General features: G+C 50.1%; 14 protein-coding genes and 1 tRNA gene. 3 read left to right on the top strand and 12 right to left on the bottom strand.

All coding sequences use genetic code 11. The annotated features are described in order from the left end of the window. Positions 1–79: 79 nt before the first annotated feature. Positions 80–156, bottom strand: a tRNA-Met gene (locus tag D7Z26_RS11040). 158 nt (positions 157–314) lie between these two features. On the opposite strand from D7Z26_RS11040, the gene D7Z26_RS11035 reads away from it, so the two are divergent. Further along, positions 315–1,868: a tetratricopeptide repeat protein gene (locus D7Z26_RS11035; RefSeq protein WP_120976831.1), complete on the top strand. Its 1,554-nt coding sequence runs from the start codon at positions 315–317 to the stop codon at positions 1,866–1,868. Between the two features lie 64 nt (positions 1,869–1,932). Here the strand turns inward: D7Z26_RS11035 and D7Z26_RS11030 are convergent, their stop codons facing one another. Further along, positions 1,933–3,075 carry an ABC transporter permease gene (locus tag D7Z26_RS11030; RefSeq protein WP_120976829.1) on the bottom strand — a complete coding sequence of 381 codons (1,143 nt, stop codon included), beginning with the start codon at positions 3,073–3,075 and terminating at the stop codon, positions 1,933–1,935. Continuing rightward, positions 3,059–3,691: an HlyD family efflux transporter periplasmic adaptor subunit gene (locus tag D7Z26_RS11025; RefSeq protein WP_120976827.1), complete on the bottom strand. Its 633-nt coding sequence runs from the start codon at positions 3,689–3,691 to the stop codon at positions 3,059–3,061. The genes D7Z26_RS11030 and D7Z26_RS11025 overlap by 17 nt, the downstream gene beginning before the upstream one ends. 159 nt (positions 3,692–3,850) lie before the next feature. Between D7Z26_RS11025 and D7Z26_RS11020 the strand changes: the two genes are divergently transcribed. After that, the gene (locus D7Z26_RS11020) at positions 3,851–4,435 is read left to right on the top strand and encodes a TetR/AcrR family transcriptional regulator (protein WP_120976825.1); all 585 of its coding nucleotides are present in this window, start codon (positions 3,851–3,853) and stop codon (positions 4,433–4,435) included. A 72-nt stretch (positions 4,436–4,507) separates the two neighbouring features. Here D7Z26_RS11020 and D7Z26_RS11015 read toward each other — a convergent pair whose 3' ends face one another. After that, the gene (locus D7Z26_RS11015) at positions 4,508–4,711 is read right to left on the bottom strand and encodes a hypothetical protein (protein WP_120976823.1); all 204 of its coding nucleotides are present in this window, start codon (positions 4,709–4,711) and stop codon (positions 4,508–4,510) included. A 203-nt stretch (positions 4,712–4,914) separates the two neighbouring features. Here D7Z26_RS11015 and pdxR point away from each other — a divergent pair, with 203 nt between their 5' ends. Next, complete coding sequence (pdxR, locus tag D7Z26_RS11010; RefSeq protein ID WP_120976822.1) at positions 4,915–6,351, top strand: MocR-like pyridoxine biosynthesis transcription factor PdxR; 1,437 nt, start codon at positions 4,915–4,917, stop codon at positions 6,349–6,351. Positions 6,352–6,689: 338 nt separating this feature from the next. Here pdxR and D7Z26_RS11005 read toward each other — a convergent pair whose 3' ends face one another. The 8 genes from D7Z26_RS11005 to leuB all read right to left on the bottom strand — a co-directional run bounded on the left by D7Z26_RS11005 (position 6,690) and on the right by leuB (position 15,605). Next, on the bottom strand, positions 6,690–8,018 hold the full coding sequence (locus D7Z26_RS11005) for an MFS transporter (RefSeq protein WP_120976820.1): 1,329 nt from the start codon (positions 8,016–8,018) through the stop codon (positions 6,690–6,692). Between the two features lie 41 nt (positions 8,019–8,059). After that, positions 8,060–9,592 carry a leucyl aminopeptidase gene (locus tag D7Z26_RS11000; protein ID WP_120976818.1) on the bottom strand — a complete coding sequence of 511 codons (1,533 nt, stop codon included), beginning with the start codon at positions 9,590–9,592 and terminating at the stop codon, positions 8,060–8,062. Positions 9,593–9,636: 44 nt separating this feature from the next. Continuing rightward, positions 9,637–11,028, bottom strand: coding sequence for an ATP-binding protein (locus D7Z26_RS10995; protein ID WP_120976815.1), 1,392 nt, complete (start codon positions 11,026–11,028; stop codon positions 9,637–9,639). A 120-nt stretch (positions 11,029–11,148) separates the two neighbouring features. After that, positions 11,149–12,312, bottom strand: a complete 1,164-nt coding sequence (locus tag D7Z26_RS10990; protein WP_120976813.1) for an anti-sigma factor domain-containing protein — start codon at positions 12,310–12,312, stop codon at positions 11,149–11,151. Next, entirely contained in the window at positions 12,309–13,112 is an 804-nt protein-coding gene (sigI, locus tag D7Z26_RS10985) for an RNA polymerase sigma-I factor (protein ID WP_120976811.1), read from the bottom strand. Before sigI ends, D7Z26_RS10990 begins: the two co-directional genes overlap by 4 nt. Before the next feature lie 153 nt (positions 13,113–13,265). After that, positions 13,266–13,691 (bottom strand): hypothetical protein, encoded by a 426-nt coding sequence (locus D7Z26_RS10980; RefSeq protein WP_120976809.1) that lies wholly within the window; start codon positions 13,689–13,691, stop codon positions 13,266–13,268. A 156-nt stretch (positions 13,692–13,847) separates the two neighbouring features. Continuing rightward, a complete protein-coding gene (locus D7Z26_RS10975) occupies positions 13,848–14,396 on the bottom strand; it encodes a peroxiredoxin (protein ID WP_120976807.1) in 549 nt (182 codons plus the stop codon). 129 nt (positions 14,397–14,525) lie between these two features. Continuing rightward, entirely contained in the window at positions 14,526–15,605 is a 1,080-nt protein-coding gene (gene leuB / locus D7Z26_RS10970; RefSeq protein ID WP_120976805.1) for a 3-isopropylmalate dehydrogenase, read from the bottom strand. Positions 15,606–15,618 lie beyond the last annotated feature (13 nt).

Below are 15,618 nucleotides of genomic sequence, written 5' to 3'. Positions count from 1 at the left end.
ATTGCAAAAACACCTTCAATCCACGAATAATGGAATGAAGGTGTTTATTTCATTTATACAACGAAATTTGATTGTAAGTTGGTTGCGGGGGCAGGATTTGAACCTGCGGCCTTCGGGTTATGAGCCCGACGAGCTACCGGGCTGCTCCACCCCGCGAAAGTATAACTGAGCACGGCGATCAATTACGTCGACCGGAGTTCCTATACTATAGCAAACCTCACCGAAAAGCAAGGTATTTATTCGGGAAAAATGTTAACATTAAAAAATATTGATCCTAAAAGGTCCTAAACTTCAAGAAAAGCGGGTTTTATTAGATGGCGCAAAGTAATAACCGGTCTTACCGTTTCAGTGAATCTCCCTTGTGGGAGCTGCAACGTTCTTATTACGAAGAGCAGGGAATCAAGGCTTGGCAAAGCGAAGAAGTCCCGCAATACATCACTAGCAATCCGACTATTGCGGCTGCATACGCAGAAATTATTTTCGGGTTTCTTCAAGATAGAGCCCAAGCCGGTCAGATCTCGGAGCCCGTAACGATCGTTGAGCTTGGATCGGGATCGGGCCGTCTGGCGTTTCAAGTTCTTAAGGAACTGTGCGAGCTCAAGGAATATGCCGGAATTCCTCTGCCTTCTTTTCGTTACGTGATGAGCGATTTAGCCGTTAATAATATTGCTTACTGGGAACGTCACCCTGGCCTTCTCCCCTACACTGAGCAGGGAATTCTGGATTTCGCTCATTTCGATGCCGTTAAGGATACGGAACTGCGCTTGTTGCGGTCCGGCGTCCGTATTCAAGCAGGGGATTTACGCCAGCCTTTACTCGTCATCGCAAATTATTTTTTCGATAGTATCCCGCAAGAATTGATTTACGTGGAAGAACGCAAAGTTTACGAATGCAAAGTTACCCTTCGTTATCCGGAACAATCTTCGAAGCTTAGCGCATCCGAAATATTAGGGCAAACGACTGTCGAGTACGATTATGTCCGGTCTGACGAATTCGAACGGGTATCGTACCCGTACCGCGATATTATTGAGCTATATAAAGAAAAGCTCGAGGATTCCCATATCCTCTTGCCAGCGATTGGGATAGGTTGTTTGGAAAGATTAGCCGCGTTATCGCAACAGGGATTTCTATTGCTCACCGCCGATAAAGGAGACCATCGATTAGAAAAGTGGGAATTCTCCGAGCCGCCTAAGATCATACATCACGGTAGCTTTTCGTTAACCGCCAATTATCATGCGATTCAAGCTTTTTTCGAGCTCAAAGGAGCTCAGACGCTCTTCCCTTCACATCATCATAACGATTTGAATATAGGCTGCGTTCTTTTGCTCCAACACCCGATGAGCTACGCCAATACGAGATTGGCCTATCGGAGATCCGTGGATCGTTTTGGACCCGATGATTTTTTCAGCATGAAGCTATGGTTTGACGGACAGTTGGATCGCATGGAGCTACGCCAAATCCTTGCGGTCTGGCGATTGGGCCGCTACGACGCGGAGTGGTTCCTGCAAAGCCGTAAGCGCATTTCTGTTGTGCTACCGACGAGTACCGAAGACGACATGGACGATCTTCGCAGCGGAATTCGCATCATGTGGAACTCTTTCTACTCCATGGGAGGGAAGCTTGATTTAGCTTTGGAGTGCGGAATGGTACTCTATCAGATGGATTTATTCGAAGATGCGTTGGAGTTCTTCGAACGTTCCGTGGGCCGGACGGAGTCTTGCGCGAGCGCGGATGTTCTCTATAACTTGGCTGTTTGTTCTTATGAGGTCGGGAATTCGGACGCCGGATTGGACTATGCGAAAAGAGTATTAGTCTTGCAACCCGACCATGAAGGAGCTAACGCGCTTCGAGTGCTTCTTGAAGTTTAATGAGGAGCTGCTTTGCGGCAAGCTCCTCCAATTTAGTTCCTCTCTAGCGGAGACTAATCCTTCATTAGCTGCTAACCGAAGGAGAACTCGTTTTGCGCGCTTCTCGAAGCATCAACAATCCGATTAACAAGGATGCAACGCCAATAATGACTAGCAGCGCTCCGATCTCCAGACTGTAGGCTGTCAGCGATCCATTCCGAAATGCCATTCCACGGATTAATCGGTTAAGCCAGTTCATCGGCAACGCCCATGCGGTGACCTGAAAAAACTTCGGGAACGCAAGCGGGGTCAATTGAATCCCGGTAGCTAGAAACGACGGATATAAGACAAGGCTTGTTCTTGAACCCACTTTGGAAGCATCTTTGGCCGTATACCCAATCAATATCCCCATAAGAGACAAGGCAAAAGAATAAACCAGCAATGGGATAATAAAAAGATAAGGCTCCGCTTCAAACCGCATATTTCCTACTTGCTTTAGTAGTCCATAACTAAGGAGTAAAGAAGATGTACTCAGAACAGCATACGGTGCGCTGCGAACCCAGAGCTGAACAGGCGACATGCCGTTTGCAAGCAACTTCCCTTCTTTGCGAAGACGAGGCGCAATCGATCCGGCTGCGCTAGTTGTCATCATTAGCACGATGATATTCACGAATCCAAGAACCATAAAACCGACATAACTTGTCGTCGGATTAAACAGCATTCGCTGTTGGAGAGATAACGGAGAGATAAGCCCTTTGGCAGTTTCCGCATCCATTCCGCTTTGCCCCAGGCGTGTCATGGAAAGAGTCGTATTTTCCGTTGCGAGGATCTCCTGTATTGCGGTTCGGATCCCCGTTAGCCCTGAGGGCATCGTGTTATCCATAAGAATCCCGATATTCGAAGACTTCCCTTGCAGCTTACGCAACTCCAGTTGATTAGGAAGCATAATGACCGCTACAGCCTTCTCGTTCGCAAGCAAGGTGTCGGGGTCCATTCGGCTCGCGATTACATTCGTGACCTTCATATACTGGGACGCGTTAAATTTCGCAATCAGTTGTCGCGAGTAAGCGCTGTGGTCCTCGTCAATAACGACAATCGGCGATTTGTTGATTTGGTTTTTCGAGAACATTAACCCAAAAAACAATGCCGCAATCAGCGGGCCGATAAAAATCGCAATAAGGTACTTGCTGCCAGCTAAGTACTTCCACTCCTCAGTCAGCGATTTCATCAAAGTCCACCTCCGCAGTCATACCCGGAAGAAGATCGGAGTTTGAATCGACGGATATTCTGACAAGAAACATGCTTAAATCAGCCTGCCCTCTCTCGCGCGTCATGCGCAAGCTGGCAAATTGAGGAGCGGCCGAAATCGAAGCGACTATGCCCTTAACCTGGGCAGGACGATTCAAATACGGAAAATGAACATTGACGCTTTTATTGACCTCAAGCTTCTGAATTTCCCCTTCTTGAACATAAAGGTCAGCATAATAGTTACTCTTCTGCACAACAGCAACCGGCATTCCCTGCGTGAGCTTATCTCCCGGTTTTACAATGATTCTGCTAATCCATCCAGCATCCGGAGAAGGCACGTCCACTTCGGCTCCTTCTTCCGACTTCACCTTGAATAGAACTTCTCCCTGTTTGATGGGATCGCCTGGAGCAGCGTTGATTTTGACGATTGTCCCCGGACTTTGGTCATACACGATCGTCCTCTGCTCCGCCTCAAGCACGCCTTGTTTTCTGCTCTCCGCTTGACTAACCGCATCTTTGCCTTTAGCGGCAAGAAGCGCCCCTCCCGCAATAACCACGACCGCAATTCCAATGTACAAACCTACTTTAAGTTTCATTGTTCGATCTCTCCTTCTCTCCGTTTTTAAATATGATGATCGTAATATATTATAATCATCATATTTTAAACCGGTCAATGGCCCTTAAGAAAATTGACACCCTTTATTATGATGACTATAATATTTTAAAACGGAATTATACGTATCGGAGTGATTACGATGCCTTATCCTGAAGGCCATAAACAAAAAGTTAGAGGCAAGATCATCGAAAGCGCCGCTCAAGCTTTTCGTACGAATGGAATTCGCGACATAAGCGTCCCTTTCATTATGAAAGGAGCCGGACTGACTCATGGAGGGTTCTACTCGCATTTTGACAACAAAGAACAACTTGTCGGCGAAGCCTGCCGTTATGCTATCAACGATACGATTGCGCTTCTGCAGAAAGCCGCTGACCAGGAGAAACAAGAACCTCAAATCAATGCCATCATTGGTTACTATTTAAGCCCGTATCACCGTGACAAAACCGAGATGGGCTGTATCCTTCCTGCCCTTTCCAGTGAAATTTCCCGTTCCTCGGATGAGATCCGGCAGGTGTTCACCCGCGAGCTTGAACGCATGATCGAATTTATTTCCAATGCGGCACAAGTAGACTCGGCCACAGGTAGCGCACTGCTTAGTACGATGGTTGGAACGCTAGTACTGGCACGATCCGTTAGTGATTCTAAACTCAGCGACAGCCTTCTCTCCGCAGGCAAGCAGCAAATCAAAGGGTTAATTAAGAGCTATGTTGCAACCGAGCTTTGAGGCGCAAAATCAAAAAAGCGGCATCTCTGCCGCCCTACGGGGAAAAGGAGCATGTATAGTGATCCCCCCTTTTTATCTATTCAACAACAATAGAAAAAGAACAATCATGAGAATGACGCACACGGCGTAAAACCCGCTAAGGCGAGCCAACTTCATACCGGTGCGTGCGAAGTACCCGTTGTTTTCCTCGCGATTGCTTTTCGAATGTCCGATCAAAAACGTAGCGATGACTCCCGCACCTATGACGAGAACGACGACTGCCAATTGCCAATACAAGTGTTTTCCTCCTTCGGCGTACTCCGTTTAATTATTATACTTAGCGGTCCAATTCATTACACCAGCCAATTCCCCACGTATATTTACCGGCCAATTTCATTATTTACCCGTAGGAAAGTCAACGCCGATTTTTTTAAGTCATGCGAGTGGTATGATAAAATGCGTATGGACAGGTTAGTATGACGAGTCAAGGGGATTGGAATATGTGGAAGCCCGATCGAAACAGCAAGAAAGCACTTTATGAGCAGATTGCCGACCATCTAGAGCAAAGAATATCGTATGGCGAGTTTCCCCCTGGCAGCTTGCTGCCTTCCGAGAGGAAACTCGCCGAACAACTGGGCGTGAATCGAAGCACGGTTGTGTTGGCTTTCGCGGAGCTTCGATCCTTGGGAATTATCGAGAGCCGTACAGGAAGCGGAACACGTGTTAGTACGAGCAAATGGGAAGCGACCCCCAAACATACGCCGAATTGGAGCCGTTTTGCCGAAGGTGGAAGCTTCCTCCCTAACCCGCCTTTCATGAGACGGATTAGGGAAGCGTTGATTCAGCAACCCGATTTAATCGATTTTGCGAGCGGAGAACTCGCCGCGGATTTGGCGCCGACAATTGAACTCGCTCAATTGATGAAAGAACATAAATACACCTCTTATTTGGGCTACGATAACCCTCAAGGATCCACCCTTTTAAGACAAGAATTGGTTGATTATTTGCAGCGTTATCGGGGCATACGGACCACCGAATCGTCCATTCTCATCACATCCGGCTCCCAGCAATCCTTGTATCTCATTACTCAATGCCTGCTGTCCCCCGGGGATGCTGTAGCCGTAGAAGATCCCTCCTACTGTTATTCCCTTCCCATGTTTCAATCGGCTGGACTACGTTTGTTTCGTCTTCCCGTCGACGAGCATGGCATTCAGCCTGATGACGTTCGTTCGTTGTACAAGAAACATCGGATCAAGATGGTGTTTTTGAATCCGAATTTCCACAATCCTACGGGAACAGTGCTTTGCGAGGAGCGCCGTCAACAGCTGCGCGATGTAACCAGCGAACTGGGACTTCCGATCGTTGAAGATGACCCTTTCAGTTTGACCGCATATGACGGGCTTCCTCCCAAACCACTTAAAGCGTTGGATGACATCGGATCGATCCTCTATATCGGCTCTTTTTCCAAAATCGCTGCGTCCGGCTTGCGAATAGGCTGGATGGTGGCGCCAAACTCCATCGTTAGTAGATTAGCCGATGCACGACAGCAAATGGATTTCGGTCTAAGCATCATTCCGCAACAAGTAGCAGGACAGTTTATCGGTTCCCATTACTTTGAACCGCATCTCGATCGTTTGCGTATGGAGTTGCGATTCAAACGGGATTTGCTTATCGAAGCATTGGAGAAAGAGCTTCCTGGTCAGATCCATTACAAGGTTCCCGATGGAGGCTTGCACTTATGGTGTAAATTATTTAAGAAAATGAATGATAGCAAGCTGCTTGAAGAGTCCATAAAGAGAGGCGTCGTGTTTGTTCCAGGCAGCGTCTATGGGTCGGACTCGGATTTCGTCCGATTCACCTTCGCCAGACCCAAAACCGAAGACATAGGTCGTGGAATTTCACTATTCAGCGAAGCTTACCGGGAACTGAACGGCTAGTCGAAAATGCATGGAAACACCCACAGGAATCATGCCCGTGGGTGTCCGTATTACTCCCCGTCCTTGATCATGTATGCTCCCCCGAGGGTTACCACTGCAACTCCTCCGAACATTAAGACAAATAATAACGTCATACAAATGACATCAAACATATTGACCACTCTCCCCCTAAACAAGTCCCAGTTCATATGCATTGGGCCATTGAAGATCATAACTTGTTCTCAAGTCTCTGTGACCATCCAATTCATTCATGAGCAAACCGACCAATTTGGCCTATCAAACAAATAAAAAACCGCCCAACAATGGGCGGCGTTCTTACTTGAAGAGACGGCTTATCTTTAATTAGACTTATGGGAAGGCACTCCCTTATTTGCTCCGTACTGAGCTTGAAGTTGTCGCGTCCGGAAGACGAACGGGGCGACCGCGAGCGACAAGACCAGAAGCGCCATTCCGGCGAAAGTCGTCACTCCGTAACTCTGTACCCATTGGGGTCCGTTCGATACTTTATCGAATAACCAACCTCCCGCGATCGGACCGATGAAGCCCGCGATTCCCGTGAGCGCCGAGAACACGGCAACATACATCGGTCTTTCCGATTTCGGAGAATCTCCGATCAAGAAGTTGAAGACAAGCAGGTTATAACCCGCGAATCCGAATCCCAGAAGCGCATGTACGACGATCAGAATAAGAATCGCAGGCAGTATCGCCATGCCCGCCCATACGGCGCAAGAAGCCGCGATTAGCGGGAACGTCCAGAGCAGCAACGTGTTGGTGGAGTATCGGCTATTCAGTACGCCCCAATAATAATAGCTGACCATCATTACGATATTTTGCAGCATGATAATCAACGTCACTTTGCTCGTGCTCATATCCATGATCTCAAGCATGATGTAAGAGAAAAGCGGGATAACGACATTTTGCAGCAGGATAAAAGTAGAGATAAACAATGTAGCCGAAAGAAAGCGACGATCCGCGAAAGGCCTGACGAACATCCTCATGGATCTTCCGCTTTCCGAGGGCTGGAACGGAGGATTCGGATATCTCGACAACGCCCATCCGTTCCAGAAGACGCACGCCGCGCTGATCGCGAATAGGACGGTAAAACCTTTCGGTCCCGGCAACCATTCCATCAACTGGCCGCCCGCGAACAAAGTCAGGCAGACGACAGCCCAATGGATCGTATTGCGAATGCCGAAATATTTGCCCCTTATCGCCGTCGGCACGACGTCGGCCATTAACGACGTCCAGATGACCCCGCCCGCTTGTCCCGAGATCATCGACACGAACCAAACGGCAATATACACCGGAATCCAAGCATCGTTCGCAAAGGCGAGCGGGATCAGCCCCGTTGCCACCCATAACGTACGATGAACGACGCCGAATAAAGTCACGTAAAAACGACGGTTCTGCCAAGACTGCATGGCGAAGGCGATAATGATCTGGATGAGAAGCGCAAACGGCGGAATGGCAAGCACTAGCCCGATATGGAAAGCCGTAAATCCTAAATAGGTCAAATAAACGGTCTGCAGCGGACCGCCAAGCAAGTTCCCCAGTATATTCGCCGGAATTCCTTCGATTAAAGAGATCCGCAAGCTTCTCCGGTTTTCCGACATCCCCTGCCGGCGTATCGCTAATGACTGCTTAAATCCTCTGAGCAATGTGCCCATCGCTTGTTCCCCCATGTTGAACCGGTTCCGTTCCCCTGCCTTTAATCCACCGACGCCGCATCGCTAATATATTCGAGAAGCGCTCGAACCATAACTCCGGTACCGCCCTTGGTCTCGAACCCTCGATCGCTCCACATCCAGGCCGTACCGCCGATGTCCAAATGAATCCACGGCACCTCTTCGGCGAACGAGCCGATGAACATCGCCCCGGCGATGGCTCCGGCCCAAGTGCCTCCGTGATTTTTCAGATCGGCGACATCGCTTTTCAACAATCGTTTGTATTCCGGGTACGTGGGTAACGGCCATACGTATTCCCCTACGCGTCGAGCGGATTGAAGGAACGTCTGAAGCATCGTTTCTTCATTCGAGAACGCCCCCGTCGTTATGTCCCCTAGCGCATGCATAACGGCTCCGGTTAGGGTAGCAACGTCGATTAGTCGCGTCGCGCCTTCCTTGATCGCCGTCGTCAATCCGTCCGCGAGCACGATTCTTCCTTCGGCGTCGGTATTCAACACTTCCACCGTCTTGCCGCTGTACGTCGTAATCACGTCCCCGGGCTTGAACGCACTCCCCGACGGCATATTCTCCGCTGCGGGAATGACCGCGACGATGTTCAGTGCCGGCTTCCTCTCGCCTACAGCCCACATCGTGCCCATAATGGCCGCAGCTCCTCCCATGTCGGAGATCATCTCCTCCATGCCTAACGCGGCTTTGATGGAGATTCCGCCCGTATCGAAGGTTACGCCTTTGCCGACGATTCCCAATGTTTCCTGGGAATCCGGATTGCCGCGATGGCGGATGACGATCATCCGAGGAGCGTTAACGCTCCCCTTGCCGACGGCGAGCAGTCCGCCCATCCCTTCGGCGGCGGCTTCCGATTCGTCGTAAATCCGGTAATCGAGTCCATAACGCTCCGCTAACAAGCGCGCCTCGTCCGCCAGCTTCGCCGGAGTAAGCAAATTCGCCGGCTCATTCGTCAGTTCCCGCGCGTAACATACGGCGTTAGCCGACCCATATCCCATGCGCAAGCCATCATCCCATTCGGGCCGGGGCGTTCCTTGGGGCAATACGAACTCGATATGCTCCAGCAAGGACTGGGCTCTACCGGAATTCGAACGACTGTTTCTCCGATACAAGCCGAGCAGCAAGCCTTCCATGATCGCAGCCGCAGCCGCTTGCGGTTCATGACCGGGAATCGCTTGCGTAACGCCTTGCGGAACCAAGAGGACGGCCTTTTTCATTCGATAATCCACCATAACCGTACCCGCGTTCCCTAGCGCATCCCTTAGCGCTTTCATCGTGTACGGGCCGGTCTCTGTGCCCAAGAATAACGCATATCTCTGCGGAAGAAGCCCAAGCGTAGGGATGATCGCCGTTTCTCCAGGCTTGCCTAGAAAAACGTTCCTTTTCGCCAGATCCCGCAAATTACGATCGATCTCCGGATGCAGCAGAAGCCGATCGTCAGTCGTCGCGGAATGATCCGCAAGCACGATGATAACGTCGGCAGCCTGTTCCTTTTCATTCGTGACTTTATCCGTCAATCCCCATTGAAGAGGCCAATCCGTCCATAACATGCCTAATGTCCCACCCTAAGAGAAAATCTCGTCCTCCCCAGATTCTACTCTTTTCCTTCGACATATGGCAAATACAAAAGAAATTCCGTTCCCTCGTCCAATTGACTATCGACGTGTATCGTTCCGCCGTGATTGCGAATAATTCGATAACTTACCGATAGACCTAAGCCCGTCCCGGCTTCTTTGGTCGTGAAGAAAGGATCGAACAGCCGGTTAAGAGTCGCCCTCTGCATTCCTTTTCCGTTATCTCTAATCGTGATGAGCGCGTACTTGCCTTCCTTGCGGGAGGTAATCACGATCCGTCCTTTGCGTTGATCGTCCGTCTCGACGATTGCATCAAGCGCATTCTTGATCATATTCAACAAAACTTGCTTAATCTGCTTCACGTCCACCGCAATGGTGAGGAACGGATCGTAAATCTCATGCTGGATCTCGACACCCTTCATGAGTGCTTCGCTGTCAGAGAGGAGAACCGTTTCCTTTAACAATAAACCGACCAATATTTGCTGTTTCATCGGCGCCGACGGTTTGGAAGAGTTCAGAAATTCGTAAATGATATCGTTCGCCCTGTCGATCTCCGATAGGATGATCCTTCCGTATTCCTGCTTTCCGACTTCCTTCAAATAAGGATTCAACAACTGGATGAAGCCTCTGATCGAAGTTAGGGGATTACGAATCTCATGGGCGATAGCCGCGGCGATTTTACCGAGCATGGCCAATTTGTCATTCTGAAAGGCGGCTTGTTCGATCTGCTTATATTCCGATACATCTTTGACGCTGACCAGATAGTCGCCGTCCAGCTCTTCGATTTGCGATATGCTTACTAAGAGGAAACGTCCGTTCGCGTCCTGAAATTCTCCACGGAATTTTCGGTAGCGCACCATTTCCTTGTACATCCTCAAAAAACTTCTTCGGATCGTTAGTTGAAGATTGGCATGGAAAAACAATTGATACAAGGAGCTCCCGATCAACGATCTTCTCGGAGCCTGCAGCATCTTCGACATCGGAACGTTCAGAAACCGCAGATTACCCGCTCCGTCGAACAAGGCGACTCCCGTGTCCATATGCTGAAGTACCGTCTCGAACGTATTGGGGCGATTTTCTTCCATCGAAGCGGAGTGAATGGCGCTCGCGCTAGCCAGAAGCCGCTCCGTTTCGGCTTGTTCTTTCGCTGCCGCGGCACGGTCCGACAGACGCAAAGAAAATAACAGCTCGGTAACAAACAAAAGAGACCGGTGAACGAACGTCATCCGATCCTCTGATTCCGCATAGGAAAGCAGCAGTTTAACGCTTTCTTCGTGATGCTCAAGTATCGTTTCGGCCGGTAACCCGCGGAGTTCCTGCAACAAATATTCCGTATCCGGTCGAACATTGTGGTTTCCGCTTTGAACAAACTCAGCAAGCATCGGAAAATAGCGCGTTCTCCACCCGTCCATTCGAGTATTCCCCCGTCACCAAAGCTCGTTCTCGCAAGACAAAGATGAAATCAATCAAATCATATCCATTTATTAGGAGTACTGTCAACGGGAGATGTTGTCGAGCTATGGCGAACGTTTCTATTTGTCTTGATTATCCTTACCGTTGCGACCGCCTTTCCGTTGATCTTCTCGGCCGTCTTTGTCGGATTGATGCCGTTTGACCTCATGCTTGTTTTTATGATCGCCGTCTTTTTTCTTGTCTTTGTTCTTATTGCGGTCTTTTTTTTTGTCGTCGTTCTTTTTGTCATCGTTCTTTTTGTCGTCGTTCTTATTTTCGCTCTTTTTGTCTTCGTTCTTTTTGTCTTCGTTCTTAATGTCATCGTTCTTTTTCGAGTTTTCTCCTCCGTGCTTGCCTCCTTGCGTGTCCAAACCCGGTCGCTTATCTTCGTTGCCTTGTTTTTTGTCGTCGTTTTTATCTTTCTTATCTTTCTTATCCTTTTTATCCTTTTTATCTTCGTTATCGTTGCCGTTAACCGGCTTGATCTCGTATTTCTTCATCACTTGCTTAACGCCGCCCCAAGATTGGGCAATGTCTTTAAGCGATTCCTTCTTAAGCTCGTCGAGAGATACATCGTGACCCCCGCGGCGGGAGGCAATCCAGAAAGCCATTTTACCTGAGGAGATGCCGTTGGTCTCCGCTTCCTTCCTTATTTTCTCGGGTACCGAGATCAACGTAACTTCAAGCTTAGCAAGCGTGTCGTCCTTGGCGGCCTCATTCAAGATTGCGGCCATCTTTGTCGTTACGTCTTGCTCCCATTGCTTCCCTGGCGCTCTTACGGCTACGCTGGCGATCACGATATCCCGATCGTCTGAAGCCAAGAAATGCTGGGCCACCAAATTGGCCGCAAGATCGTTCATGACCGCTTCCAAATTCCTGCCTTTATATTTCAATCCGGAGACGATCGTCTCCGCGTCCGCGTTCACCGCGCGAAGCTCTCTTACTCTTTCCTTGGCGTCCAGTCCAAGCTCGATGCTCGGATTGATGTCCATCGACACGTATGCGACGACCGGCGGCGTACGGAACATCAAGAAACCGAACAATACGAGCAAGACGACCGATACCAATGCGCCGGTTTGCAACAATCGCTGACGAATTCTTGGAATTGCCCGGTGCAAGAGATAATCCCCGACTTCCGTGCCGATCTCGTACTGGGCCTGTCGCTTCGCCCTTACGAACTGTCCGTCCGGCGTCAACAAAACGGCCGTTTTCTTATCCAATGCCATTACCGTTCCGCGATTCATGATGTTTCCCCCTTTCCGCCACGATCCAACCCGATATATTCTTGTAAATAGGGATAAGTCCCGTAAGCGATTAAACCGACGGCGATTAAATATTTGCGATGGCGTTCGGCGGTTTTTCTCGAGATGGCTTCAGCCTCGCATAGCTCTTTGATCGGCAATTGCTTTTTCTCGCGAACGAAACGAATTAATCGCTCGTCCTCCGCCAGCCTTCGTCCTATCCGAAGCAAGGCTTCCCTGGAATCTTGATGGCGCGGCGAATGATCGGCCAAATCTCCGAAAGTAATCCCGAACTCCGCAAGTTCTTCGGTTAATGCCAGGATTTCCGCTTTTCGTTCGTCCGCCGTCCGTTCCCGATCGTAGGCTTCCATGGCTTGCGCCGTTTCCACCCGATTAATCGGTCCGTCGCCTTCTTCCGTTTCCTGCTCGAACGCGCTATAAGGAACGACCGCCGAATGCTTGCTTTCCTGCCGGACGTAATCGATCAATCGCCGTTGAATGACCGTTTCCGCGAAGCCCAAAAACAACCTGCCGCCCTCCGGCGAAAATCCGGTTATCGCTTCGTTAAAAGCGGCAAGCGCCACGCTATAGGCGTCATCCTGCTTCGGATCGACGTAGCGGCGATAAAATCGGCTGGTTGTCTTGACTATGTATGGATGATATCGACGAATAAGCTCATTGCGCAACGATTCGTCTCCCTGCTGAATTCGCTCGACTAGGCGCTCCGGTTCATCCCCCTCGTTCGGGGAACGCGAAGGACGATTAGGCGAGTTCAGCCATTTCTTCAATAGTACGAGCAGCACCCGCTCACCCCACATTTATACTATTCGTTTCCCGTCTCGATTTTCGGGGGGTGTCCCCGCAAATAAAAACAAAGACTGCCCCAAGCAGAAAAAATTCTACTTAAGGCAATCCTAGGTTGTTCGCGCATTCCTATGCCCTACCCGGTCAGGCGATTAGATCGCGTTTCCCGGAGCTCGTTTCATTTTTAACTTATGACGCCTTTGGCTTAATACCATCAAACGCTTCTTCAGCTGTTGTTCCCACTCTTGATCTTGGATTTCCTTCGCGAACGTGAGCAGATCGAGCGACATGTCGATCTGGTTCTGCACGATGAGTACCGGGTCCTCCTCTTCGTTGTTCACGCAATTCTCGTGAAGAGCTTTGTCGGACTCGTCTACGTAGTCGTGGAAGTCGACTTCAGATGCTCCGTCGCCATGCGCGTATTCGGCCAATATCTCGTACTCGTTCTCCACCATGTAATGTACTTCGATCCGATGGCACACCGGGCAGAATAAAATCGGTACGTTGTGAATCCGCGTCCGGTAATGCTTAAGCGTACCCTTCGTTCCAATCATGCTGGCTCCGCAACAAAAGCTCATCGCCTTCCCCTCCTTCACGTCGGCAGTGTTATTCTTCTCACTATATTCTCTACCCATAAACACAATTCCTGCCACATGACCATCGTAAGAGTCCAAAAAACTCCCCGGAACATTCGTTCCGAGGAGCCTTCTTGTCTTGCTGGCCTGCGTTGCTTATTATTTCGCGACGAGGTTTTTGTCTCCGGCTTTCCAGTTCATCGGGCACAACCCGCCGGATTGCAGAGCTTGCAGCACGCGAAGCGTTTCTTCGACGCTGCGACCTACGTCGTTATGGTTAACGACTTGGTATTTCAATTCGCCGTCCGGATCGATGATGAACAAGCCGCGCAGAGCAACGCCTTCTTCTTCGATCAGAACGCCGTAATCGCGAGCGACTTGTTTCGTGATGTCCGCGCCGAGCGGATGGTTCAATTGGCCGAGACCGTTGTCGTTCTTAGGCGTATTGATCCAAGCGCGGTGGCTGTGGATACTGTCGACGCTGACGCCGAGCAATTCCGTGTTCAAGCCTTTGAAAACCTCGCTAGCTTCGGAGAGAGCCGTGATTTCCGTTGGGCACACGAATGTGAAGTCCAATGGATAGAAGTACAATACGAGCCATTTGCCCTTATAATCGGACAAGGATACTTTACCGAAATCTTTGCCGTCACCGTTCGCCGTTTCCAATGTGAAGTCCGGTGCAGGACGACCTACCAAACGCTCTGCCATGTGTAATTACCTCCTGGAAGCCCGACCTTGTCGCCAGTGCTTTCTGTTCGTTAGCCACGTTAAAAATGGTACCATTCGTGGACAACGTAGTCAAGATGATAACTATTCCTTTTTTATAATAATTATAATTTAACGCGTCATTGCGGCAATGATCAGGTCGCCCATTGCGGTCGTACCGATCGCTTTGCTCTTATCGACGGCGATATCGCCCGTGCGATGGCCCGCATCAAGGACGTTTTTGACTGCGGTTTCGATCAGCGTAGCCGCTTCTTCGTATCCGAACGTCAAACGGAACATGAGCGCGACCGACAGAATCGTCGCGATCGGGTTCGAGATGCCTTGGCCCGCAATATCCGGCGCGGATCCGTGTACCGGCTCGTACAATCCGAAGCTGCCTTCGCCGAGTGAAGCCGAGCTTAGCATGCCGATCGATCCGGTCAACATAGCCGCTTCGTCGCTCAAAATATCTCCGAACATGTTCTCCGTTACGATAACGTCGAAGCTCGAAGGACGGCGAAGCAATTGCATCGCGCAGTTGTCGACCAATACATGCTCGACTTCAACGTCCGCATACTCGGGAGCGATGCGGTTAACCGTTTCTCTCCACAGGCGGGAAGTTTCGAGAACGTTAGCTTTATCTACGGAAGCAAGACGTTTGCTGCGTTTCTGCGCGACTTCGAACGCTTGACGTACGATACGTTCGATTTCCGTAACGTTATATACGCAAGTGTCGACCGCTTCTTCGCCTTGCGCGCCTTCCCGGCGGAATTTCTCGCCGAAATAGATGCCGCCCGTCAGCTCGCGTACGACGATCAGATCCGTGCCTTCCAGTACTTCCGGTTTCAGCGTCGATGCGTCCTTCAGGCAGTCGAATACGACAGCAGGACGGATGTTGGAGAACAAGCCCAATGCTTTGCGAATGCCAAGCAACCCCGTTTCCGGGCGAAGTTCTTTCGAATTGTTATCCCATTTCGGCCCGCCTACCGCGCCAAGCAATACGGCATCGGCGTTACGGCACATTTCGAGCGTGTCTTGCGGCAACGGCGTGCCTCTCTCGTCGATGGCGATTCCGCCGAACAAGCCGTGCTCGAGCTCGAATTGGTAACCGAACAGTTCTTCCGTGCGTTTCAATACTTTTACCGCTTCCGCTACGACTTCGGGACCGATTCCGTCTCCTGCGATGACGGCGATTTTTTTGATTTCTGGCATAATGATCGTTCAC

Source organism: Cohnella endophytica, assembly GCF_003628305.1.
Taxonomy (GTDB): domain Bacteria; phylum Bacillota; class Bacilli; order Paenibacillales; family Paenibacillaceae; genus Cohnella; species Cohnella endophytica.
Note: the sequence above shows the minus strand (reverse complement) of the source record. Positions and strands in the feature narration are given on the sequence as shown.

Coding starts and splice junctions, on each gene's coding strand:
- leuB (WP_120976805.1), bottom strand. CDS start 15,605: ATGCCAGAAATCAAAAAAATCGCCGTCATCGCAGGAGACGGAATCGGT.
- D7Z26_RS10995 (WP_120976815.1), bottom strand. CDS start 11,028: ATGGACGGGTGGAGAACGCGCTATTTTCCGATGCTTGCTGAGTTTGTT.
- D7Z26_RS11025 (WP_120976827.1), bottom strand. CDS start 3,691: ATGAAACTTAAAGTAGGTTTGTACATTGGAATTGCGGTCGTGGTTATT.
- D7Z26_RS10980 (WP_120976809.1), bottom strand. CDS start 13,691: ATGAGCTTTTGTTGCGGAGCCAGCATGATTGGAACGAAGGGTACGCTT.
- D7Z26_RS10990 (WP_120976813.1), bottom strand. CDS start 12,312: ATGAATCGCGGAACGGTAATGGCATTGGATAAGAAAACGGCCGTTTTG.
- D7Z26_RS11000 (WP_120976818.1), bottom strand. CDS start 9,592: ATGTTATGGACGGATTGGCCTCTTCAATGGGGATTGACGGATAAAGTC.
- D7Z26_RS11020 (WP_120976825.1), top strand. CDS start 3,851: ATGCCTTATCCTGAAGGCCATAAACAAAAAGTTAGAGGCAAGATCATC.
- D7Z26_RS10975 (WP_120976807.1), bottom strand. CDS start 14,396: ATGGCAGAGCGTTTGGTAGGTCGTCCTGCACCGGACTTCACATTGGAA.
- D7Z26_RS11030 (WP_120976829.1), bottom strand. CDS start 3,075: ATGAAATCGCTGACTGAGGAGTGGAAGTACTTAGCTGGCAGCAAGTAC.
- D7Z26_RS11005 (WP_120976820.1), bottom strand. CDS start 8,018: ATGGGCACATTGCTCAGAGGATTTAAGCAGTCATTAGCGATACGCCGG.
- pdxR (WP_120976822.1), top strand. CDS start 4,915: ATGTGGAAGCCCGATCGAAACAGCAAGAAAGCACTTTATGAGCAGATT.
- D7Z26_RS11035 (WP_120976831.1), top strand. CDS start 315: ATGGCGCAAAGTAATAACCGGTCTTACCGTTTCAGTGAATCTCCCTTG.